Source organism: Segatella copri (assembly GCF_002224675.1).
In the GTDB taxonomy this organism is placed as follows: domain Bacteria; phylum Bacteroidota; class Bacteroidia; order Bacteroidales; family Bacteroidaceae; genus Prevotella; species Prevotella copri_U.
Genome location: NZ_NMPZ01000001.1, coordinates 277,822 through 301,039, shown reverse-complemented (window position 1 = coordinate 301,039; position 23,218 = coordinate 277,822). Strand labels below are relative to the sequence as shown.

The 23,218-nt window shown below is 42.4% G+C and carries 18 protein-coding genes and 4 pseudogenes; 18 read left to right on the top strand and 4 right to left on the bottom strand.

Annotation, left to right across the window (positions count from 1 at the left end):
* Positions 1 to 140 precede the first annotated feature (140 nt).
* From CFT61_RS01285 to CFT61_RS01240, 9 genes are all read left to right on the top strand, one after another.
* Entirely contained in the window at positions 141 to 641 is a 501-nt protein-coding gene (locus CFT61_RS01285) for a hypothetical protein (RefSeq protein ID WP_089542674.1), read from the top strand.
* A gap of 51 nt (positions 642 to 692) precedes the next feature.
* Complete coding sequence (locus tag CFT61_RS01280) at positions 693 to 2,201, top strand: type I restriction-modification system subunit M (RefSeq protein WP_089542673.1); 1,509 nt, start codon at positions 693 to 695, stop codon at positions 2,199 to 2,201.
* Positions 2,202 to 2,203: 2 nt separating this feature from the next.
* The gene (locus tag CFT61_RS01275; protein WP_089542672.1) at positions 2,204 to 3,424 is read left to right on the top strand and encodes a restriction endonuclease subunit S; all 1,221 of its coding nucleotides are present in this window, start codon (positions 2,204 to 2,206) and stop codon (positions 3,422 to 3,424) included.
* A gap of 307 nt (positions 3,425 to 3,731) precedes the next feature.
* Positions 3,732 to 6,776 (top strand): type I restriction endonuclease subunit R, encoded by a 3,045-nt coding sequence (locus CFT61_RS01265; RefSeq protein WP_089542671.1) that lies wholly within the window; start codon positions 3,732 to 3,734, stop codon positions 6,774 to 6,776.
* 272 nt (positions 6,777 to 7,048) lie between these two features.
* Complete coding sequence (locus CFT61_RS01260) at positions 7,049 to 8,164, top strand: hypothetical protein (protein ID WP_089542670.1); 1,116 nt, start codon at positions 7,049 to 7,051, stop codon at positions 8,162 to 8,164.
* Positions 8,165 to 8,522: 358 nt separating this feature from the next.
* Complete coding sequence (locus CFT61_RS01255) at positions 8,523 to 8,939, top strand: hypothetical protein (protein WP_089542669.1); 417 nt, start codon at positions 8,523 to 8,525, stop codon at positions 8,937 to 8,939.
* Positions 8,940 to 8,984: 45 nt separating this feature from the next.
* Positions 8,985 to 11,537 (top strand): DUF3987 domain-containing protein, encoded by a 2,553-nt coding sequence (locus tag CFT61_RS01250; RefSeq protein ID WP_089542668.1) that lies wholly within the window; start codon positions 8,985 to 8,987, stop codon positions 11,535 to 11,537.
* 105 nt (positions 11,538 to 11,642) lie between these two features.
* A complete protein-coding gene (locus tag CFT61_RS01245) occupies positions 11,643 to 12,167 on the top strand; it encodes a hypothetical protein (RefSeq protein WP_089542667.1) in 525 nt (174 codons plus the stop codon).
* 67 nt (positions 12,168 to 12,234) lie between these two features.
* Entirely contained in the window at positions 12,235 to 12,633 is a 399-nt protein-coding gene (locus CFT61_RS01240; RefSeq protein WP_089542666.1) for an N-acetylmuramoyl-L-alanine amidase, read from the top strand.
* 473 nt (positions 12,634 to 13,106) lie between these two features.
* On the opposite strand, the gene CFT61_RS01235 is transcribed toward CFT61_RS01240, so the two are convergent.
* Complete coding sequence (locus tag CFT61_RS01235; RefSeq protein ID WP_176425463.1) at positions 13,107 to 13,394, bottom strand: hypothetical protein; 288 nt, start codon at positions 13,392 to 13,394, stop codon at positions 13,107 to 13,109.
* Between CFT61_RS01235 and CFT61_RS01230 the strand changes: the two are divergent.
* The 4 genes and pseudogenes from CFT61_RS01230 to CFT61_RS01215 form a co-directional block, all read left to right on the top strand.
* A pseudogene (locus tag CFT61_RS01230) lies at positions 13,375 to 13,738 on the top strand (recombinase family protein); the annotation flags it as partial. The gene CFT61_RS01235 and the pseudogene CFT61_RS01230 sit on opposite strands and share 20 nt — an antisense overlap.
* A gap of 462 nt (positions 13,739 to 14,200) precedes the next feature.
* Entirely contained in the window at positions 14,201 to 14,683 is a 483-nt protein-coding gene (locus CFT61_RS01225) for a hypothetical protein (RefSeq protein WP_089542664.1), read from the top strand.
* A 404-nt stretch (positions 14,684 to 15,087) separates the two neighbouring features.
* Positions 15,088 to 15,228, top strand: coding sequence for a hypothetical protein (locus tag CFT61_RS16760; protein WP_176425462.1), 141 nt, complete (start codon positions 15,088 to 15,090; stop codon positions 15,226 to 15,228).
* Between the two features lie 5 nt (positions 15,229 to 15,233).
* The gene (locus tag CFT61_RS01215; RefSeq protein ID WP_089542662.1) at positions 15,234 to 15,569 is read left to right on the top strand and encodes a hypothetical protein; all 336 of its coding nucleotides are present in this window, start codon (positions 15,234 to 15,236) and stop codon (positions 15,567 to 15,569) included.
* A gap of 206 nt (positions 15,570 to 15,775) precedes the next feature.
* Here the strand turns inward: CFT61_RS01215 and CFT61_RS01210 are convergent, their stop codons facing one another.
* On the bottom strand, positions 15,776 to 16,924 hold the full coding sequence (locus CFT61_RS01210) for a hypothetical protein (RefSeq protein ID WP_142990526.1): 1,149 nt from the start codon (positions 16,922 to 16,924) through the stop codon (positions 15,776 to 15,778).
* A gap of 389 nt (positions 16,925 to 17,313) precedes the next feature.
* On the opposite strand from CFT61_RS01210, the gene CFT61_RS01205 reads away from it, so the two are divergent.
* Both CFT61_RS01205 and CFT61_RS01200 read left to right on the top strand, forming a co-directional pair.
* Positions 17,314 to 17,868, top strand: a complete 555-nt coding sequence (locus tag CFT61_RS01205; RefSeq protein WP_089542660.1) for a hypothetical protein — start codon at positions 17,314 to 17,316, stop codon at positions 17,866 to 17,868.
* 61 nt (positions 17,869 to 17,929) lie between these two features.
* Entirely contained in the window at positions 17,930 to 18,181 is a 252-nt protein-coding gene (locus tag CFT61_RS01200; protein ID WP_089542659.1) for a hypothetical protein, read from the top strand.
* Between the two features lie 724 nt (positions 18,182 to 18,905).
* On the opposite strand, the pseudogene CFT61_RS17150 reads toward CFT61_RS01200, so the two are convergent.
* Both CFT61_RS17150 and CFT61_RS01180 read right to left on the bottom strand, forming a co-directional pair.
* Positions 18,906 to 19,106, bottom strand: a pseudogene (locus CFT61_RS17150) (tyrosine-type recombinase/integrase); the annotation flags it as partial.
* Positions 19,107 to 19,477: 371 nt separating this feature from the next.
* A pseudogene (locus tag CFT61_RS01180) lies at positions 19,478 to 20,641 on the bottom strand (IS4 family transposase).
* A 112-nt stretch (positions 20,642 to 20,753) separates the two neighbouring features.
* Between CFT61_RS01180 and CFT61_RS01175 the strand changes: the two are divergent.
* The 3 genes and pseudogenes from CFT61_RS01175 to CFT61_RS01165 all read left to right on the top strand — a co-directional run.
* A complete protein-coding gene (locus tag CFT61_RS01175; protein ID WP_254918809.1) occupies positions 20,754 to 21,092 on the top strand; it encodes an ORF6N domain-containing protein in 339 nt (112 codons plus the stop codon).
* 82 nt (positions 21,093 to 21,174) lie between these two features.
* Entirely contained in the window at positions 21,175 to 21,864 is a 690-nt protein-coding gene (locus tag CFT61_RS01170) for a hypothetical protein (RefSeq protein ID WP_089542657.1), read from the top strand.
* An 839-nt stretch (positions 21,865 to 22,703) separates the two neighbouring features.
* A pseudogene (locus CFT61_RS01165) lies at positions 22,704 to 23,198 on the top strand (RHS repeat domain-containing protein); the annotation flags it as partial.
* Positions 23,199 to 23,218 lie beyond the last annotated feature (20 nt).

The following is a 23,218-nucleotide window of genomic DNA, read 5'->3' as shown; positions in this document are numbered from 1 at the left end:
CGTGATAAAATTTGGTGGTTAGCCTGCTTTTTTATAACTTTGCTTTTACGAATGCTGAGAGGCAAGCCCCCTTTGCACGAACTTAAATAAAATTTCAATTGTTTAAATGATAATGTGTATGTGTAACAGATTGATACTCAATGCCTTATGGGGGGGGTAATTTTGGCTCGTCAAAATTAACCTCAAATCATCGTGTACTTATAAAAGGACGAATAGCAGCGTGGATTCAGGCGCTGGTATTCGTCCTTTTTGCGTTTTCATTTTCCGCCTGTTCGAGCGATGAAAATGCAGAAAATCCGAAGGAAATCGACTACAAAACCCAAATTTCAGCCCACGAATGGGCGATTTCCGAGGCTTATCAGCGTGTTGGAAACCTTACTTTAGATGTAGATGCGGGGGCTGTCTATTGCCAGTTCACCGCCGATAGCGTATATTTCAACGTGGAGAAAACGGTAACAGAGATTGATGAGGAGGGCAAAATCCTGCACACCTCTACCCGGATTTCTCCCTGCGGAAACTATGCCTATACCATCAGGAATGATCAGATAACCATCGACGATCAGACATTCAAAATGACCAGTAAAGACCAGTCCATCCTTCTCGAAAACGAGAAGTGGAGACTCGTGCTTATCAATAAATAACTGGTGCTTTATATATAAATAATGTGTAAAATCCTATAGACAAAGATAAAAATGGCAAAGAAACAAGATACCATCAGCATTGGTTTTGAAGAGAAAATTTGGAAGGCTGCCGACATTTTGCGAGGCAGTCTCGATGCATCTCAGTACAAGGGCGTGGTGCTCGGACTCATCTTTCTGAAATACATCAGCGACCGCTTCGACCAGAAGTTCCAGGAGCTGCAGGGCGACGAATACGCCGACCCGGAAGATAAGGACGAATACACTGCCGAGAACATCTTCTACGTGCCTGCTGAGGCTCGATGGAGCAAGATTAGTGCTGCTGCCCACACACCGCAAATAGGCGTGGTGATAGATGAAGCGCTCATCGCTATTGAGCGTGAGAACGATAGATTGAAGAATGTTCTGCCCGGCAATTTTGCCCGTCCGGAACTGCCTAAAAACAAATTAGGTGAAGTCGTAGATCTCTTTACCAATATAGAAATGCATGATGCTGGCGAGGAGAAAGACCTCTTGGGCAGAGCCTATGAATATTGCTTGCAGAAGTTTGCCTCTCAGGAGGGAAAGAACGCTGGTGAGTTCTATACGCCTTCCTGCATTGTCCGCACACTGGTGGAGATACTGGAACCTTACGAGGGTAGAGTCTTTGACCCTTGCTGCGGTTCGGGCGGTATGTTTGTACAGAGTGCCAAGTTTATAGATCTCCACAAGGGAAACCTGCGTAAAATCAGTATCTACGGACAGGAATCGAACCCTGATACTTGGAAGATTGCACAAATGAACCTTGCCATCCATGGTTTGGAAGCGAATCTGGGTAGAGTATATGCAGACAGTTTCTTAGATGACCAGCACCCTACGCTGAAGGCAGATTTCATTCTTGCCAATCCTCCTTTCAATCTCAGCGACTGGGGGCAGAGTGCGCTTCAGGATGATGCACGCTGGCAGTATGGTTTGCCACCAGCTGGCAACGCCAACTTTGCGTGGATGCAGCACATGATTCACCATTTGGCTCCAAACGGAAAGATAGGTTTGGTGCTGGCGAATGGTGCGCTTTCGAGTCAGAGTGGCGGCGAGGGACTGATTCGAGAAGAAATCATCGAAGCCGACCTGGTAGAGGGAATCGTGGCTTTGCCTTCGCAGCTGTTCTACAGTACGGGTATTCCTGTAAGTCTTTGGTTTATCAGCCGTAACAAGGCGCAGAAGGGCAAGACAGTGTTTATTGATGCTCGCAACATGGGCACGATGGTTACTCGCAAGCTTCGTGAGCTGATGCCTGATACAGATATTAAGAAAATTACCGACACCTTCCATGCGTTCCAGCAGGGAACTCTCGAAGATGAGAAGGGATTCTGTGCCGTATGCTCCACTGAGCAGATTGCTGCTCAGGATTTCATTCTGACTCCTGGCAGATACGTAGGAATCGCCGAAGACGAAGGCGACGGAGTGCCTTTCGAGGAGAAAATGACGAATCTTACCGGAGAGCTGAAGCAGCTGTTTGAGGAAAGCAAGAAGCAGGAAGAGGAGATAAGAGCGCAGTTGAAGAAAATTGGATGGGAGGTGTAAGTATGGAGTGGAAAGAAGTTAGATTGGGGGATATTGTATCCATTAAAAGTGGATTAGCCTATAAGGGTGCCTTTATTGGCAAAGGTGAAAATATTCTGCTAGGAATGGGATGCGTATCTTTTAAAGATAAGTTTCTATTTTCTGGTGCTAGACCTTATGAGGCTGATTGTGATGATAAATATTGTGTTGAGCCTGGCGATATTGTTTTGGCAACACGACAACAATCTGATAATCTCCCAATATTAGCAATGCCAGCCATAATTCCGTCTTCATTGAAGGCAAAAAAGATTATTTATGGTACAAATCTTTATAAGGTAGAAAACCATTCTGAAGTAACGAACGATTTTCTTTTTTGGCAATTAAAAACGCCTGATTATATAGATTATATTTCGTCTGTAAAGACTGGTTCTGTAGTTAGGATGGTAACCAAGAAGAATGTTGAAGACTATGTCTTTAGGTGTCCGCCTAAAGAGGTTAGAGATAGGATATCTAAACTTCTTTGGGGGCTCGACCGTAAGATAGAGTTGAACAACAAAATCAATGCAGATTTGGAGGAGATGGCGCAGGCTATTTTCAAGAATTGGTTCGTTGACTTTGAGCCTTTCAAGGATGGTAAGTTCGTGGATAGTGAATTGGGAATGATTCCTGAAGGATGGAAAGTAGGAAGGCTAACAGAGATTGCTTCTTATATGAATGGTCTCGCTATGCAGAAGTTCCCTCCTGAAAACAACGAGGACTCATTACCTGTTCTCAAAATAAAAGAATTAGGTCAAGGGTTCTGTGGAACAGACAGCGACAGATGTTCTTGTAACATTAAAGATGAATGTAAAATTCATAACGGTGATGTGATTTTCTCATGGTCGGGAACGCTTTTGGTTGATGTTTGGTGTGGTGGAGATTGCGGCTTAAATCAACACCTATTCAAGGTTACTTCGAAAGATTATCCAAAATGGTTTTACTATTATTGGACGAAACATCATCTGCAAGAGTTTATTCATATCGCTAAAGATAAGGCGGTTACAATGGGACACATCAAGCGAGGTCATTTAGAAGAGGCTTTGGTTGCTATTCCTGATAATGATTCAATGGAAAAGGCACATAAACTATTTGAGCCTATTCTGAGCAAGATGATTTCGTTAAGATTGGAGAACTCCCGCCTCTCCCTTCTCCGCGACACCCTTCTCCCTCGCTTAATGTCAGGCGAGCTGGAAGTCCCGGAATAAGAAGAGCAACTAAAGAAAATAACGAGAAAGAAAATATTAAACTAAAGTTTCTCAAGTGGTTCAGGTACGGGCTGAAGGCCCAAAAGCTCCTAGCCCAGGGCATCGCCCTGGGTAAAATGGCAATAAGCAATGCGCCCTGTAAGGGCAAAAGCTTTGTTATTCGCCTGGTGTTTTGAAAGCTTTTGCCCTTACAGGGCGACGACCTTGCGCACATGAACCACCCAGGGCGATGCCCTGGGCTAGGAGCTTCTGCCCTTTCAGGGCGTGTGGGGCTTACTTACGACACTTGTATATAAAAAATATCATTATGGCAGACGACAAGAAATTCACCGAAGACGCATACGAGCAAACGCTCATTGCCCTGTTCCGAGACGAACTCGGCTATGCGTACGAATGTGGCTACGAGGTGGAGCGCGACTATAAGGAGCCTTTCTATCGTGCCGATTTGGTCGCCTCGATGCGACGGCTTAATCCTCAACTGCCAGCCGATGCAATGGATGAAGGTATCAAGAAAATCACCAACATCAGCATCGGTACTTTAGAACAGAACAACGAGCAGTTTACCCTCTGGATGCAAAACGGTCTGGAGGTGGGATTCCTGCAGGATGGCGAAGAACGCACAGCCCTGATGCGGCTCATCGACTTCGACCACCCCGAAAGGAATCTCTTCAAGGTGGTGAACCAGTGGCGAGTAGAAGAGTATAAGAACAAGCGCTGCGATATGGTGGTGATGGTCAACGGATTGCCCCTCGTGGTGGTGGAGCTGAAAAGCGCCATCTCCGAAGACGCATCCATCGACGATGCCTACAAGCAGATCAAGAACTATCAGCAGAGCATTCCAAGCCTCTTCAGCTACAACGCTTTCAACGTAATCAGCGACATGAGCGAGACCCGTGCCGGAACCATCACCGCCAAGCAAGAACGCTACATGGAATGGAAGACCATAGACGGCTCATACGAGTCAACCCTCTTCGCCGACTATCGCACCTTCTTCCTCGGCATGTTCCAGCAGCAGCGACTGCTCGACATCCTGCAGAACTTCATCTGCTTCGACAAGAACCAGGGCAAATACGCCAAGATTCTTACCGCCTACCATCAGTACTATGCCGTGGGCAAAGCCCTGCAGCGCACCCGTACGGCAGTGGAAGGCAACGGAAAAATCGGCGTGTTCTGGCACACGCAGGGCTCGGGCAAGAGCCTCTCCATGGTGTTCTACGCCCACCAGCTGGTGCAACGGTTGCCCGAAGTAACCATCGTGGTGGTAACCGACCGCAAGGACCTCGACAACCAGCTCTTCGGTCAGTTCTGCCGCTGTCAGGACTTCCTGCGTCAGGAACCACAGAACGCCCAGAGCCGTGAAGACCTGGGCAATCTGCTGCGTAACCGAAAGAGTGGGGGAATCATCTTCACCACCATTCAGAAGTTTGAAGAAGGCGACTCTGCACTCTCCACCCGCCGCAACATCATCGTGATGACCGATGAGGCGCACCGCTCGCAATACGGCGAGGAGCACTGGGACAACAAGAGCCTGACGATGAAGAAGGGATTCAGCCAGAAGATGAGAGAAGCCCTTCCAGGTGCCTCATTTATCGGCTTCACCGGAACGCCTATCAGCGACCGCGACAGAGACACAGAGGAAGTGTTCGGCAACTACATCGACGTTTACGACATGAGTCAGGCGGTAGACGATGGAGCCACCCGTCCGGTCTATTACGAGAGCCGTGTGGTGAATCTGAACCTCGACGAAGACACGATGAAGCTGCTGAACGATGAGTTCGACAACCTAGCCGATGAGGGAGCCACCGAGGAGCAGATCAGGCAGGCGAAGCAGGAGCACAGCCGACTGGAAGTGCTCCTGGGCGAAGACGCCACCATCGACACGCTGGTAAGGGACATTATCCAGCACTACGAGCAGAACCGTGCGCAGGAACTCACCGGCAAGGCAATGATCGTAGCACTGACCCGAAGCATCGCCATCAAAATCTACCGCAAGATGCTGGAGCTTCGCCCCCAGTGGACGGAGAAGGTAAAGGTGGTGATGAGCGGTTCAAACCAAGACCCCGAAGACTGGCAGCCGATTATCGGCAACGAAGCCTACAAGAAGGAACTGGCAAGAAAATTCAAGGACAACGACGATGAGATGAAAATCGCCATCGTAAGAGACATGTGGCTCACGGGCTTCGATGTTCCGTCGCTCGCCACCATGTACGTATATAAGCCGATGAGCGGTCATAATCTGATGCAGGCAATAGCCCGAGTGAACCGAGTGTTCCCGGGCAAGGAAGGCGGACTGATAGTGGATTACGTAGGCATTGCGCAGGCGCTGAAGAGTGCCATGCAGCAGTACACCAACCGTGACCGCCGCCGCTTCGGAGACCCCGACATCGCCAAGACCGCCAAGGTGAAATGGAAGGAAGAGATGGAAATCTGCCGAGACCAGCTTCATGGTTTCGACTATTCCGGCTTCTTCGAACAGGACAACTCGAAGCGTGCACTCGCCATTACGGGCGGAGCCAACTTCCTGAGTTCTCCAGCCATGATTCAACGCAAGAAGAATTTCATGGAGCACAGCAATCTGCTTCACAACGCCACCACGCTCTGCCGTTCGCTCCTGAATGATCAGCAGAAGGCGGAGGTGTGCTACATGGATGCGCTGCGCGTGATGATGCTCAAACTCTCGCAGAAGGGCAAGATCAGCCGCCATGAAATCAACGAGCGCATCGGCGACCTGCTCCGTCAGAGCGTGAAGACCGACGGAGTAATCAATCTCTTCGGCGACCGCCAGATAGAGTTCTCGCTCTTCGACGACGCCTTCATCCAGGAGGTGAAGAACATGAAGGAGCGCAACCTGGCGGTTGAACTGCTCACCAAACTGATGAAAGAGAAAATCAAGCAGCAGCAGAAGACCAACGTGGTTCAGAGCGACCTCTTCTCCGACATGCTCAGCCAGAGTCTCTCCAACTATCTGAAGGGCTTGCTCACCAACGAGGAAGTGATAGAGGAACTGTTGAAGATGGCTCAGCAGATGAAGCAGGCAGAGGATGAGGGCAGCGACCTGGGACTTTCGCCCGAGGAGAAGGCATTCTATGATGCGCTCTCCACGCCGGAAGGTGTGCGGCAGGCTTACTCCGACGAGGAGTTTGTGGCGCTGACCCGGGAACTGACGGAAGTGTTGCACCGCAACCGCACCATCGACTGGAACCGGAAGGAATCAGCCAGGGCGAAGATGCGAGTGATGGTGAAGCGACTGCTCAAGAAATACAAGTATCCGCCTGAGGGTGCAAAGATGGCGCTGGAAACCGTGATGCGCCAATGCGACCACTGGGCGGACGAAGAAGAAAACGTAGTATAAACCCTTTAAAATTTGAAGTAAGAAACAGATAGTAAAAAGATAATAATCATAATACGATAGACGCTGATTATCTGACACTTCTACGGTATTCAGAACCTGCAAATTCAGAAATTCGGTAAGAAGACGGTGACAGCAAGGCGTCCACTCCTCTACGGCGTGGGCTGTACTTGTTTGTACCTTGCTGAAGGTTCTTGCAGGTACCTGAATACCGGTGCTTACAGGGAACACCCACGCCGCTTTTTTTACAACTATAATTTCAAACCTATAAAATCATGGACGACGAACAAGAAGTGCACTTGAAAAAGCTGGAAGGTCTAGTTACCCGCTTCAATGTTTGCTTCCGCCTTTTAGGAAAAGAAGAAGACGAAAACAACAATGAGGAATTGATAGCTGCTTGGAAGCTGATCTTACGTAATCATGTAAGAAAGATTTTCGATTTACTAAAATCACTAAAGAGAGAAATAGCATGGTCTTTGCTGGATGATAAGAAGGAGAGATTCTATCAGATTAAAGTAGAATTAGAACCTACGCTTACCTCCTATAAGGATTATGAAGGCGAAGAAATGCGCAAAATGATTAATGACATCATCCTTTTGGCTGATGAGGGCTTTCATGGTTTCAGACAATCTTTTGTCAATGATACCTATTGCGAAGACCTTTTCCAGAAGGAAATTGATAGATACCGCAAGGAGAATGAAAATCGACTGGAGCGTATTTACAAGCAGGACAGCCAGGATGAGGCTTTCTTCTTTCCGGATGAAACCCAACTTAAAAACCATATGTTATATAACCGAAAAGAGAAACTTTTCAATTCTCAGTTCGGTGTAGTTTTTCACAATAACGGCAGGGACATTAAGATGACTGTGGGTTTTATTCTTGGAAAGAAGGAACAGACTTACGATAATATCAACGATTTTCTGGATAAGTATGTTTCTTACCAGATAGCCCAGGAGCATTGCGAAATCAAGAAGGAAAACATCTTCCAGAACATGGTTTTTAAGGAGAATGTGGATGTAGATAAGCTGATGCTTAAACTTAAAGACTTAATCGAAGACAATACCCTCAGTGCACAGAAACATTGGTTTATCGTCTATAAGGTTTTCTTGAGCAAGAATTGGCTGAAGAAGTCAACCCAGCGCCTTTTCGTTGACCAGATTAATTCTGCTTTCAGCACTTTATTAAAATGTTCTACGGACGATTTTCATGAGATAAATGGTTATTTCAAGCATAATGATTTCACGGAATGGACGCTTGCTGACTGTGCTGCGCCTTCATGTTGCGAGGCTTATAGAGAGATTGCGGATAAGCTGGACTTAGAATTTCAAGAGTCTAAGTACGCCAAGCCTGGAACCTTCATCAATGTAAGAAAGATAGAAAAGTTCAGATAGTATCCCCCAAAGGTATCCCCCAAAATTACAAAGTATATCCCCCACATCCCCCAAACGGATTCGTGGGGGATTTTTTTTACCCTTTTGTTTGGAAATCTCACTACTTTTGCATCGTCGAAGAAACAAGACAACGCCGAAATGGTTTGGTGATCTTGAAGCAACTTCCGACTACTTTATAATATGAATACTCAGATTATGAGAGTGGTGAAGCAGGGCGAGGCTATCCACGTTACGGATATTGAAAAACTGAAGGGATAAAAAGTAGTTTTAGTTATTAACTGAGTTGGGACTGCGGAGGATCTTCCATGGTAAAGCGCGCAATATTCCACACGTTTCTTCTCGCAAAACAATTCAGAATATGAAGAAAAATGTAAACAAGCAGCAGGTAAATAATCAGCAGGTTAATGGCCAGCAGGTGAATAATGGTAGCCAGCATGTGCAGCTGGGTGGTATGGCTTTCTATGACGAGAGCAAGTGTTTCCTCTTTGCTCCTAATGAGCATGGAGGGGGAGAGAAGGTGCAGGGATTCCGTTCGCAGGGCATTGCTCAGCAGCTTTCGGATGGCACTTTTGATTTCGTGGTTAAACCACGAGTACGTTCTCAGTCTGTACTGATCAGAAAGCTGGCTCACGGACGATTGAGCAAGACCAAGGATGGAGCTATCCAGCTTACCCTGAAGGTGTTCTGTGATGAGGGAATCAATATCGGCAGCACGCTTGTGAAGGAGGCAGAAGAGGCTGCGGATGCTTTGGTAGAATATCAGTTGAAGCGATAAAATATATGGATGTTCAACTTAATAATAGTAAGTAGAAACACATAGATGAGCTGTTATTTGATAAGGGTGGAGAACGGGCACAAGGTTGCCCGCTCCATCACCTCGCAAGAGGAATATAAACTGATTCGTGGAAGCTATGAGCAGAAAGCTAATCTGCGACTGGCTCGCGAAGGAAATGATGGGGCGAAGCGAAGATTGGTACAGTTTAATTATTCCGGACATTATCCGCAGGGGGTAGTGAAGGGTATGAAGCTGCCAAGCCGGGCTTTCGGCTTCGATTTGGATGATAAGCAGGATTTCGAGAAGGCGGCCAAGCTGATGCTGCAGGAGCCTGAGAAATATGGTCTGCTGATGCTGGAACGCAGCGCACGACAAGGCGGTCATGCGGTTTGCAAGCGAGAAATGGGCAAGACGATTCTCGAAAATCAGGTTAGAATCGCCAAGATGCTGGAGTGCGAGATGGATACTTCGGCTCACGACATTAATCGTGTCTATTTCACGACTTCAGCTGATGCAGAAGACTTGCTTTACTTGTCTCCCGAACTCTTCAAGGATGATTACGATGAGGCTGCCGTGGCAGCTGAAGGCAAGGTGCTGGAAGAGCGTGAGAAGTATGGACAGGAGGAGCTTCCGCCGGGGGCGCATAAGGCGAACAAGCATTACAAGCCCTGGTTGGAGAATGTTGAAGAGAAGGCTTTGGATTCTCAGATGAATCTTGGAAATCAAGAGAATCAGAAATCTCTTGAAAATCAGAAGAATCAGAGTCAGAAGAATTCTCAAAATTCTTCTAAGAATCAGGCTCAGCTTGCTTCCGTTTCATCCTCATCTCCTTCTTCATCCATCTCTACAGATTACCTCGGAATCCCGTATTCTGAAATCATCTCGAAGTGGTGGCAGATGTATAATGACGGTCATGAGCCAGTTCGCTCCAACCGCAACACTTTGACCTTCGAGCTTGCCGTGAACCTGCGCCACATCTGCGGCTTCGACCGCAGCCTCATGGCTCAGATCATTCCCTGCTATGATGGTTTTCAAGAGCAGGAGAAGATGGCTTGCATCAACTCGGCACTGAACGAGAAGATTACCCAAATGCCTAAGCGACTGAAAGATGTGCTTGCCGCTCTGCGACAGGAAAAGCTGAAACAGGGTGCTTCGAATGCTACTGCTGATGCAGAAAGCGAGGCTCTGGTGAATGCGCTGGACGAGGCTAATGCCAAGGACGAAATGTTCTATTTCAATGCTTTGCCTAAGATGCCGCAAGGTGTGCGTGATTCTATCAATGCCGTAGGACCACCCCTGGCAATGCCCGTGATTACCGCCATCTGTCCAGCCATCGGAATGCTGGCTACTGGCGTAAAGGTGTCTGTCCACGGCAAGATGAACTCGCTGAACCTCATCTCCTACATTGCCGGTGACTTCGCATCCGGTAAGGGAAGCATCGACCCCGTGATTGATGCTTGGACTTCGGAGATAAAAGATATGGATAAAATGTATCAGCAGAAGGAGGATGAATGGAGAGCCAAGAAGCGTGCGGCGAAGAACAAGAAGGAGCAGCCGGAAGAGCCGAAACTGCCTGTAAGATGTCTGACGCTGAACAACACTGTGGCAAATCTTGCCGAGCGTTTGGCTAACACCGAAGGCAAGCACGCCTTCTCGTTTACCCCGGAAGCTGACACCGTGGCGCAGAAATGGAAATCGGCAATGAGCGACTTCTCCGTAATGCTCCGACAGGCGTATGATGGTACGAGTTACGAGCGTGAGGCTAGAAGTGCAGAAGCCGTGAATGTACACATAGACAGACTGTTATGGAACGTGGTGATGTGTGGAACGCCTGATGCGCTTTATCGTGTGGTGAACAATTATACGGATGGTTTTCAGAGCCGTATTACCGTGGCAAGAACCCCGGACAATACGTTTACTCCGCTTACGGATAATCTGTATGTGCTCACCGATCGCCAGCGCGACCGCATTATCCAGGTTGCCCATCTGCTGCCTCTGATGGAAGGCGACGTGGTGCTTCCTAAGCTGGAAGCCAAGGGTAGGGAGTGGCTGGAACAGATTCGCCTAGAGACCATGAAGAATGATGACAAGGTGAAAGCCCGTCAGCGTTTCCGTATCTGTCCTACCACTATGAGAATGATGACCTGCATCATGCTCTGCAAGGTAGCAGAGACGTTGATTCAGAAGCACGGTTTTCAGGGGGCGGAGAAGCAGTTGAAGCTGAATCCGCTATTATGGAAGGAAATGATTGTCAAGATGCAGACGCCTACCATGCTCGCTGTGTTCAATGTTCTTGCGGATTACCAGTTGGATAATGCACTCTATTTCTTCCGTAGTCGTATCGAGGATGCTTTCTCTTCGAGAGACTATTGCGGACAGTCGGTTTACGACCGTTCTCGTAGAGGTAGAAACGATTCCATTTTTGAGCGTCTGGATGTGACCTTCTCCTTCGATCAGGCTCAGCAACAGAGTATTTCCGTAAAAGGGGCAAGTGCTACTCACGAGTCGGTGAAGCAGATGCTGAAGAACTGGAAGCAGCAGGGCTTGATAAGCGTTTTGCCGGACAAACGTTATCAGAAAGCGTCACCTACCGTTTAAAGTGTCATTAAGGGTCAGTGTCATTAAGGGTCATTAAGGTTTTTCGAAATCTTGAACTTCTTAATGACTCTGACACAAGTATCAATTTTTTTTAATATTATCATTATGTATATTCATATATTTCGCCGTCGCTTCACTCCATGGGGTGTGGATGGCACAATGGTTATCAACGGAGTAATTATCTGCGGCACAGTAGAGCATCCTAAAAATTACCTGCATGCAGGCGATTATTTAATTATACCAGAACCTATCAAGTTCAAGAAGAAGATAGGGGTGGAGTACAAGAAGAAGCACCATAAGAAAGAGAAGGAATTTAAGACAGAGATCGTAGAGGAGTATAAGACCATGCCTTTAATTCTTAAGGATTATTCTTCGTCGTATCCGGTGTCTCGTAAGCCTTATATCACGGCTGGTGTAGGTCCGCTGGCATTGAAGCATGGAAGCATAGTAATGGGCAAGTCTTTAATGTCGGGCGTTGTAGCTTACGATGGGGAACTTTTCAAGAAGTTTTGCAAGAAGATTAATGAGTTAGCTGATGAAAACGAACAAATTGACTTGCATATCAAAGACTTGGGGGAGGAAGAAATTCCCCTAAAGTATCTGGCTTTTTTCCCAGGTAAAGTTTTATAGTTAACTGTATTTTAGCAAGCGGTATCTATTAGTTAATTCTGCATTGTACATTATAAATTATCATATTATGCGCAAGATTAAGGAAATCATCATTCATTGTAGTGCGACCCGAGAAGGTCGCGACTACACCGTAGCCGACATCGACCGTTGGCATCGTGAGCGTGGGTTTTTCTGCATCGGTTATCATTTCGTGATTTACCGTGACGGAAGCATCCACGTGGGCAGATCAGTAGAAGAGGTAGGCGCCCACTGCAAGGGTCACAACACCGTGAGCATCGGAGTATGCTACATCGGCGGCCTATCCCAGGATGGCAAGCCGAAGGATACCCGAACCCCACAGCAGAAGGCTGCGCTGAAAGCGCTGATAGAGCAGCTGAAGGAGGAATATCCCGAGGCAACGGTTCATGGGCATAATGAGTTCTCAAACAAGGATTGCCCTTGCTTTGATGTGAAGGAGGAATTTTAATAAAAAATGCCCTGTAAGAGCAAAAGCATCGTATTTAAAGCTTTTGCCCCTACAGGGCGATTTGTTTGCGCTCTAGTTTACCCAGGGTGTTACCATGGGCTAGGAGCTTCTGCCCTTTTCAGGGCGTATTGCTGCAATATTACTTTCCGATGCAACATGTGGATGTTGCTGATAGTTAAGCTTTTATCTTTTAAACGGTACAACTACCCTTTTTACAAGTGCAGAGAAAATGAACAACAAATGTAATATGCTTATTCTCAGCCTGTTAGCGATGAAGTTGTACCGCTCCTTTTAGCCCTTTTTTGTAAGATTCTGGAAACAAATGCAATGCATTGTTTCTCAGCCTCTTCCGTTTCTTGTGTTACAGAACGCTTATCTGGTTGCAAAGATACAGATTTATATTGGATTAGAGCAAACTATTATCTTAAAAAATATTATTTTATTCCTTGTGTTATTTCATCAATACAGGCTTATTATCGTAGCCGTTCATCTTGTTTGTCACTATTGTCGTTCCAAATAACCTCTGGTTCATGTATAGTTTGCAATGGTACTTTAACAATAGAGTCAGAAGCCATTTTCTCATAGTCATTTGGTGAGTGATTGGTTTGCTCTACAAAGGTTTTAAAGAGAAAATTTCTTCCCATACCATTACCGAATATTACATCCAATGGTTCTCCTGTATCTTTCCATATTCTGACTCTTGCTGCAAAACCAAAATCAAATTTAACGGCACATTGTCTGCAACTCATTGACTGTGGCATTAACCTCTACATTCAAAAGGAACAGCTTATATTATTGGACGATGAAGGACATCCGTCCCTCTTTGCCCCGATAATGATAGCCACGCTTTCAACCTGTGCGCAATTGGAACGTGATAATATCTCATTCCGATTGCAGTCAGGAAGGAAGCGGTATATAGAGAAAGGTGGAAAACTCGGACGCAATGTAGGCTATGTAAAAACGGCAGAACAGATGGAAGCCGAATATAGGGAAGTTATTAGTTTGCTCCGCAATGAATATTCCATTCGGGATGTGGCAAAAGTTAAGTGGAAGGGGCGTGAGTACGGTGCAACGAGTTAAGCGATTACTAAAAATACAATCATAGCAATAAAACTATTAATTTTACGTTCTTTTCAAAAAAGGGTTGTGCAATAGTGGCTTAAAGGCTAAAAGCACTACCTTTGAATGCTGTTAAATATGGTAATGTTCAAAGTCACAATTTGTGATTTTGGAAAAATGAATATAAATATGACAGATAAAATAGAAAAAAAAGGAGAGCAGCGAACTGTGTATATCACATAGGTGCATCCATTAAGGACTTAGGCAAAAAGTGGTTTGGTTTCTCCAAGATGGCAACAAAATAGTTCAAAGAGCGAATCGCCCCACTTTGGGGCTATATTTGGGCTACAGGAGGCATTTTCACGTTGCATAAACAACTCGTTCGCCAACTGGTTGTCAGAGTTAGTTAACGCCGAGGATTGCATAAAGGCTTTCCAAGGCATATGTTTAATTCAAATTTAATCCACTTTTTAAAGTGGAGTCATAGATAAAATCATATAGAATAAAGATGAAGGAATTAGTAGGTATTATATTATTGACAGTTTTGGTAGTATTTGGTTCATGCAACTCCAATACTAATGTGTCTCTTGTGGGAACATCTCCGCAACTATTTGATGTATGCCAAGTAAGCACAGGTAATCCTGACTATAGAAATAAAGAGTTGTTTATAAACGAATTGAAAAGAAAATGTAAATATCCTATTGAGTTTCAAAAAAATAATTTGGAGGCATACGTTGCTATTGAGTACAAGACAGACCAACGAGGATATATTGTAAAAAAAAGAGTGGTTATTTGCGACAATAAAAAATTCAAAAAGATAACATTGGATATATTCGACGAAGTTAAAACTCTTAAAATAGCCACAACAGAGAAAATAGATACAATCTACTTCCAATACAAGATACAAGGTTCACCAACTTTAATCCATTCAAAAGTAGATGTCAAGATTATCGGCTATGGCAGCAATAATAAATCAATTTTAATGAAGTAACTCGATTTATCATAATTCACTACTGTCCAATAAAAAAGGCAATTCAAATACACGTTCTTCTTCAAGTGGGAATGGTTTTGGTTCTTTTGGAAGTGGAAGCAATAGTAGTAGTCAGGATTTTAATAGATGATTGTTTATGAAGAAACTGTTAATAATTTACTTGATTATATCATTTCTAATGGTTTTTGTTTATGCTATCTTTGTGGTAAATGCGTATGTTAGTATAAAATACGAGGTAGAAACTATAGATAATGATGCTATCATAAATATGGTTTACCAGATATTCGATACTGGTGTTACTATAAATTTTATTTGGTTTGCCATAAATACGATAATAATTTTGGGCTTGTATATAAAGCTTCGTCATAAGTGAAAAATAATATGATTATGCAAAAGATTGCATAATGTTAAGTATTGAACTTGGAACAGAAATCCTAAAGCAAGAAACTAATTTAAAATTATCTGGAGCCGAAAGGATTATAGATATGATAATTGAAAAGAAACAAGAAGAAGTCAAAAACGATAGTACTATTTGCAAAAAGTAATAATTATGAACGATATTTGGTTTTGGGGAATATTAGCGTCTATAACAGGAATTGCAATAATGATTTCTGTTATTAAGCACAAAAAGTCGGTAAGTACCATAAAAAATGGCACTTACTTGATTTTTTCTATTTTGATGATATGCTTAGGAATAACAACCATCTTATTTAAAAGATATGATAGTATTTGTGCAATATCCTATGGTATTACATTCCTAAATATCACATACAAAGACAGGCGTAATTTCCCACCGAGTTTTACAATAGCCTATATTGATTATCTTAAAGGATATGTTGTTGGTTTTGGGTCTATAATGTATGGTTTGTTTAGAATTTTTGAATAAATAATCAAGTAATGTGTCACGACTTATAAAAAACGTGAGTAGCAAAATTACTATCAACGTTTTTTATAAGTCGCATATTTTTTACTTTTTTCAACACATAAAATTTTGCAGTCTCACCCTCTGGCTCATTACCAACAGAGTCTGTTAATACAATAAAGTTGGCATCCATCACCTTGTATTCAATCTGTACAGGTCGAAATAGTTCATCATTTCTCGCGCTGTGCGAATCGGCAAGCCTCGATGAGTTTCTGCTTCAGCTTGCCACGGCCAGCTATCACAGATTTATTTTGCTTCAACACGCTGCTAGGCCAGCCATCCTCGAAGCAGGTTACACTGAGATACTCCGAGGTCTGGGCATCTTGGTCAACTGCTTTTTCTATCTCCTTCTTAAACGCGTCGTCCAAGTCCTTGATGTCGCCATCATGATCCTTGCCGTCCTCGGTCTTCTTGCCCTTCAGTCCTTCCGTGATGGCACCCATCAGTCCGCCCATCACCTCCTTCACGGTCTCCTTTGGTATCACGCTGACCACCTCGCAGGTGATTGTGTAGTTGCCATTCTTCTCTAGGCTGGCATTGATATAAGTGTCGTTGGCGTAGCTATCCTTGGTGGCATCCTCGTGCTCGTGATGCTCGCCCACGGCATATTGGCTTCCGTGGCAGGCGAAGAGCAGTTTCAGCTCCTCCAGGTAGCCCTCCACCACCTCGTCGGTGTTAGCCTGGTTGCATATCTTCATGAAGTCAAGACCTATCGCCTTCTTCATTGCCTGCATGATGGGCATGGAGGCGATGTCCTTCATGCTCGCCTTGAAGAGAGCCTTTGCCTGCTTCTTGATTTGCGAGAGATTGGTAATCTTGGTGATGCTACCATATTCATCGGTCTCAAAGTTGACGGTGGTGCCTATCACGCTCTTGGCGGTGCGCTCCGCTACCATGGCCATCATCTTGTCCCGGAAGTTGTCGCCCACCGAATCGGCCTTTACGTCCAGGAAGGTGTAGCTCATCTTATAGCCCTTGCTGGTGGAATCGTTTACCACGAGGCGCACCTGGGTGGATACGCCGAGCGTCTTCACCGTGTCCTTGCCGTCCACCTTCCACTCATTCTCATAGATCCAGTATTCGCAGGTGTCGCCCTTGCAGAAGTAGGCCACCACATTCACCACCGAGTCTTCGCCAGCTGTGTCCACTTCCAACGTGTCGGAGTTGTTCGATAGCCATTGACTATCAGTGATTTTCTTGGCAATCGATACCGTGTCCTCTACCTTAGGTGACATTTCTCCGCCCTTCACGATGCTGTGGTTGGCGAGCAGTCCGCAAGCTATTATGCAGCTCATCACTATCAACGAGATTTTCTTCATAAGTTCATTTTTATGTTGTTTATTCTTCAAGTTTTTATTTCTCGCTGCAAATTTACGATTTTTTTTGTAAAAAAAGCCAAGCTCCTAAAAAAAACTGTAAAGTTAACCCAAGTTTAACAGTAAGTACGGTGCAACGAGTTAAGCGATTAAAAATACACAATCACCGCAATAATACTATTGATTTTACGTTCTTTTCAAAAAAAGGGGTTGTGCAATAGTGGCTTAAAGGCTAAAAGCACTACCTTTTTAAATAATATCAAAACAGAGTATAATGGAAGAAAACAATATAACAGTAGATAAAGCTGTCCAAACCATAAAAGGGGCAATTTTGCGAGCTCAAGCACAAGCGAGCCAGTCAAGTTCTTAGAATCCTTGAAAAGAAAAGTTGAATGTTCAATCAAAAATTTTACTATATGTGGCAAAAGTATTTCATAGTAATAATTTTGTTCTGTTTGTATGCCTGTAAAGGTGAAAGAAAAGAGCAAAATACAAACTCAACAATAATTGAGAAGAAATGGGCGAAAGATTGCAGTAATGATTCCAAAATACATGTTTTATCGTCTAATGCTCAATTTGCAAATGGGAAAAAAGTTCTAACGAACAAACAGAAATATATGCAAATGACAAAAGATTGCATATATAATGTAGAAACTCTTGTTGCGAAATATCTTGATAACAAAGATAAAAATCATTATTCTAATAAAAACAATACAATAGATTGTTATTTTAGACAATACTTATGCTATAAAGAAAATATGCATCTTTTTGTATTCGCAAATCTGTATGCATATAGAACTACAAAATATGAAATAAATACGACCAACGCATTTGCAGATAATCCTAAAAATCATGTTATTAATCCTCTCAATGGCAACAATAAAGATTATAAGATGTTTATAGTGGACTTATCTGAAAAATCAATACATTGTTTCACAAAGGAATAAGATAATATTGTGAACTTCTATATAGCGGAAAGCAAATGGCAAACCTGGCGATGGTTATTTTATGGTTGAGATCGAAGGAGTCCCATATTGGACAGATGCCATAGGGCAAATTCCATTTGCATTGAATGAATATAGAAATGTATTTGAAAGAAGTAAAAATTCAGAAATAGCAGCAGGAGAAACAATAGACATTGGAAAGAAATTTGGAGATGGAAGTTTGATGAATATCATATTTCCATCACCAGACTACAGCAATGGTTATGATAACGCTATGATAGTTCGTGCTGTGAATTGGGCAAAAAAAACGATATAGGTTAACTCCTACTCGTATGCCTAATGGACAATACGAAATGAGGGTGGGTAAAACAAGTTATTCTCCTAAAAATATGCGGGCATACACTATCAAAAAGAAAAAATAAGAGGAATAAGTTATGAAACAACAAAAAATATATTCTATAATAATAGGATTGGTTGCATACATTATTATATCACATATATTCCATGTGTTTTTTAGAGGTAAAACTGATATAGCACTAAGCTTATTGTATATTTATAATGATATGTTATATATTGTAGGTTATATCTTTACATTTATGGTCTATGGTAGTAATAAGTTTAATAGAATCTTGTTTGGTACATTAAGCATCGCATTTCTGTTGTTTTTTGTATATAATTGGTGGGGCGTTTCATCTATGCCTTATGAGAGATTCTTATATATAGGCTTAGGATTGCTTGTTTATATATGTGAGTACTTGTATTTAAAAGCTATACAAAACGATTTATAAAATAATTTAAAATATGAATGATAATATAATCCTATATGCTATTTCTTTAATATGCATAATATTGCTACTAATAGAATGGATTTTTATTAGTCACAAAAAATGTTCAATAAATGCCATTGTGTTTGTTGGTTATTCATTTCCTTTGTACTACTTAATGATCTATAAAGGGGCTGGTGGAGCAGCGTTTACGTGGTGGTTCTATCTGGTATTATTTACATCTATCCATGTAATAATTTTATTGATTATATTGTTTTATTTTTTTAGTACTATTTTGAGGAGACGTGCAAATGAAAGAAAACAACGTTGTGACAAGTGAAACGAAGGATGCGCTTTCTTTTGGGTTACTCTCGCATACCGCTGCGTCATCTTCACATCCTTGTGACCGAGCATCTTGCAGATGGTCTCCATCAGCACACCTGCCTCCAGCGTAATGAGGCTGGCGAACGAGTGTCGTCACAAATGGTAGGAATAGGTAAGTCCGTTCTCTTTTCCACAAGCACATCTCTTCCTTTTGGATGGAAAGCAACAACTGCTCGATGTCCTTGTTGGTCTCCACGGCTTCCTTGCTCTTGCTCTCCTTTGGCTGCTTTAGAGCTTTATGTTAATAAAACTACAATCATAGCAATAAAACTATTAATTTTACGTTCTTTTCAAAAAAAAAGGTTGTGCAATAGTGGCTTAAAGGCTAAAAGCACTACCTTTGAATGCAATAATAAGTAACAACACGTTTAAGGTCACAAATTGTGACCTTAAAAATAAAGATAGAAATATGGCAGATAATATAGAACCATTAGTGTCCAATAAAAATTGGACACGTTAATTAATTAATCAAATAGTCCCTTAAAAAGAGGATAATCGAGTTCTTTGACATCGTTGAAAATAGTCTTATCAAATAGATCTCTTAGACGGGTTTTGTCCGTCAATGAAATGCTTAGAATCTGCAAAACTTCATATGTCGAGCGTTTCAATTGCATATCATGGTGCACAATAGCCACGAGACAGTAAGTGATAATGGCAACACTAATCTGTATGCGTACAGCATTCTTCGTTGTGCCCTAGAATCTCTTTATCTTAAGATGCTGCTTTAGCCATTTGAAAAATAGTTCAACCAACCATCTTTTTTTATATAGATTCGCGACATCCAACGCAGAAAGATGCTTTGCATTCGTCAGAAAAGTAAACTCACGATCATCTTCTTCATCGTAGTATCGAATGAATCTGAATGATTCAGGATACTTCTTTTCGGAAAGATATCCTGTTAGTTTTACTTCTGCATCAGTTAGTACATTCTTTGGCATTCTTCGCTTCCATTTTACCATTTTGTACTTCAAGTTCGTTTTGGCTCTGACTACATAGTAGGAACCTGTAAGATGAATCTTATAAAGTTCCTTGAAAGTATCATAAGCCCTATCGAAAATGTAGTAACTATTTGGTTCATACGTAATTGAAGATATTGCTGTAGAATCATGCTTTGATGCTGTGGTCACAGTATAGAAAGCTGGAACTTGTGCTTCTACGTCATATAAGACATGTGCTTTGACTCCTCCTTTCTTACTTCTGAACTTTGCCCATGGAAAAGTTGCAAGACACAACGGAATAGTTGTCGAATCAAAAGCATACTTCTTTCCTGGTATATTCAAAATGTTGGTTTCTCGCTTTTTGCAAGCTTCCTTCATCATATAGAATGCAAAGTCTTCGAAAATCCTGTAATCACGAGTCTGATTGGCATAAGCAAGAGTTGCTTTTACGATAGTATTACGTCCAAGCCCCAGATGATATTGCTTAGCTCGATGAGCTTCCAATGCAACTATCAAGTCACGTAAACTCTCACGATTGCTCAGTTGCCCAAACATCATTGCAAGAAGCTGGTTCCAGCAAGTGAAGTGTTTCACGTATCGGTTGCCATCATACTTGCGTACGTAGTTGTTGAACTGAGTTCTATTCTGAAATGCAGTAAGTTGAGCGAAAACATATTTGTCTTGAAACATAGTAGCCAATTCTTTTTGGCTGCAAAGTTACAAAATCAAGTCCGTTTCATTGCAAAATACTGCATAAAAGACTATAATTCAACTGTTTCAAAGATCGAATTGCCCTTTTTTATTGGACAGTAGTGATATAGAACATCAAGATAAAGGAGAACTGGTCGCAAATTGTGACCAGTTACAAAATGATGAAGTCGTAGTTACCACTCCTGTAGAAAGTCGAATAATGTCTATTCGTGGAAATCAAATTATGATAGACAGAGACTTGGCTGAACTTTATGGAGTGGAAAACAGGGTGTTAAATCAAGCTGTAAAACGTAATATGGAGAGATTTCCTGAACGTTTCCGTTTTCAACTAACTAAGGAGGAAATGGCTGAACTGGTCACAAATTGTGACCGGTTCAATAGTTTGAAGCACTCAACAGTTCGTTCAAATGTTCATTATGTAGGCCCATAAAAGATCCGAATGGTGGATATGGCTATCCAATGATTAAAGATTATTCTGATTTTTTGAAGGGTCAACAAAAATTGAAAAATAAATGAGATTTATATTTTGTATTTTTTTGTCAGTTATAGGATTGGTTAGTTTTGGTGAAACATCTAAAAAACTTGAAAATGGTATCTATCATAATGAAACCAGTTCAAAATTGATAGAAATTAAAAATGACACACTAAAGTTCTATTCCTCCTCTTCTATAGAGGGGGAACAGAGCTTTCCTTTGGCTATTTGTCAAATAACTAAAGTCAGCGATACTTTTTTTGAGATAAATTCAATAGAAGGACCGATGCAAAGTGCTTTTAAAAACATTTTAATTATCGAAGAAGTTTCTGGTAATAAAACTCTTGCTGAAATACTTTTCAAAGTTCCGAATACAACTATGCCTATAAAGTTTAATGTTTATTGTGGAACTATTTCGTATTCTGGGATTACTGAAAAAGGGACATGTGCTATAGTATTGAATCGTAATAGAATTAATTCTCCAAAAAGTTTCAGATTTACATTCCAACCAATGTATTATACCGAAAGTAATCCCGCAGGCCAATACTTTGGTGTCTTATACTACGAGTATCCGTATAAAGTGGATTTGAATACTGAGAAAAGTATTATTATAAATCTACCTGATGTAACAGATAAACTTTTCAATCAATATTATTTATTAGGAGAGTATATACAAGTTACACCAAATGGTATAAAATGGAGAGGTGAATACTACAAAAAGCAACAATAATCTTAGTGTGTTTACTATTCAATATGTCTTTGTAAACAATAATTTGTAAAAGTCCATCTTTGGTTCGAGTGTAAAATAAGCTGTGTTCTACTACAATGGGTAAACACAGTTTATTTACATTTCATTTCTTTATTAGGGCATAGTTATCCCGATTTTCTTTTTTAGGTTCGTTGCCAAACGAGTCTATAAAAATAATACTGTTGTCCTCCATCACCTTATAGAATATATTGTCCCCACTCGCAGGATGCACAAGCATCAATATGTTGCCGTCAAGCACTTGGAAAGAACCTTTTAACCTTTCCTGTTTGTTCTACTTTTCATTGTATGACTGTATCAACAAATAGGTACCATCAGCATTTAGCGTGAGTGTTGTTTCAACATTAGGTGGTAACACTCCGTTATAAGTTCCAGCTATGGAATCCAAGCTGGCTCTATTTCCCCAAACTGCCGTATATTCTTCAAGCTTATCAGCACACCTGCATCCAGCGTAATGAGGCTGGCGGACGAGTGTCGTCCCGAATGGTAGGAATAGGTAAGTCCGCTCTCTTTTCCCCAAGCACATCGAAAGCCTTTTGGATGGAAAGCAACAACTGCTCGATGTCCTTGTTGGTCTCCACGGCTTCCTTGCTCTTGTTCTCCTTTGGCTGCTTTAGAACTTTATGTTAATAAACCTACAATCATAGCAATAAAACTATTAATTTTACGTTCTTTTCAAAGAAAGGGGTTGTGCAATAGTGGTTTAAAGGTAAAAGCACTACCTTTGAATGCTGTTAAATATGGTAATGTTCAAAGTTACAATTTGTGATTTTGGAAAAATGAATATAAATATGACAGATAAAATAGAAAAAAAGGAGGCAACCTTTGCAGTGCCGTACAATGGCGAGGACAACAACGACTATGTGGACGGCAAGGGCTTCTGCTGCAATGACGGCAGCTTGGAGGCTGCGCAAGCACGTGTAATGGCAAGAGCAATGAAGAACAATTTCCAAGAGGGCGATACATACGAGAAAATGCAGTTCTACTACCACCCAGACCATTTGGGTAGCAGTAGTTACATCACCAATCTTGATGGCGAGGTGGTGCAACATATCGAGTATGTTCCTTTCGGTGAAGTGTTCGTTGAGGAGCGCAACAACATTTGGAATACACCTTATCTTTTCAATGCGAAGGAATTCGATGAGGAGACAGGATTGTATTACTATGGAGCGAGGTATTATGATCCGAGGTTGAGTCTTTGGCTTTCTATAGATCCCAAAGAGGAAAAATATTCCAATGTGTCAACGTTTTGTTATGTTATTTCTAATCCGCTGAAATATACAGATCCTACAGGTATGGAAATTGATATGACAAAAGT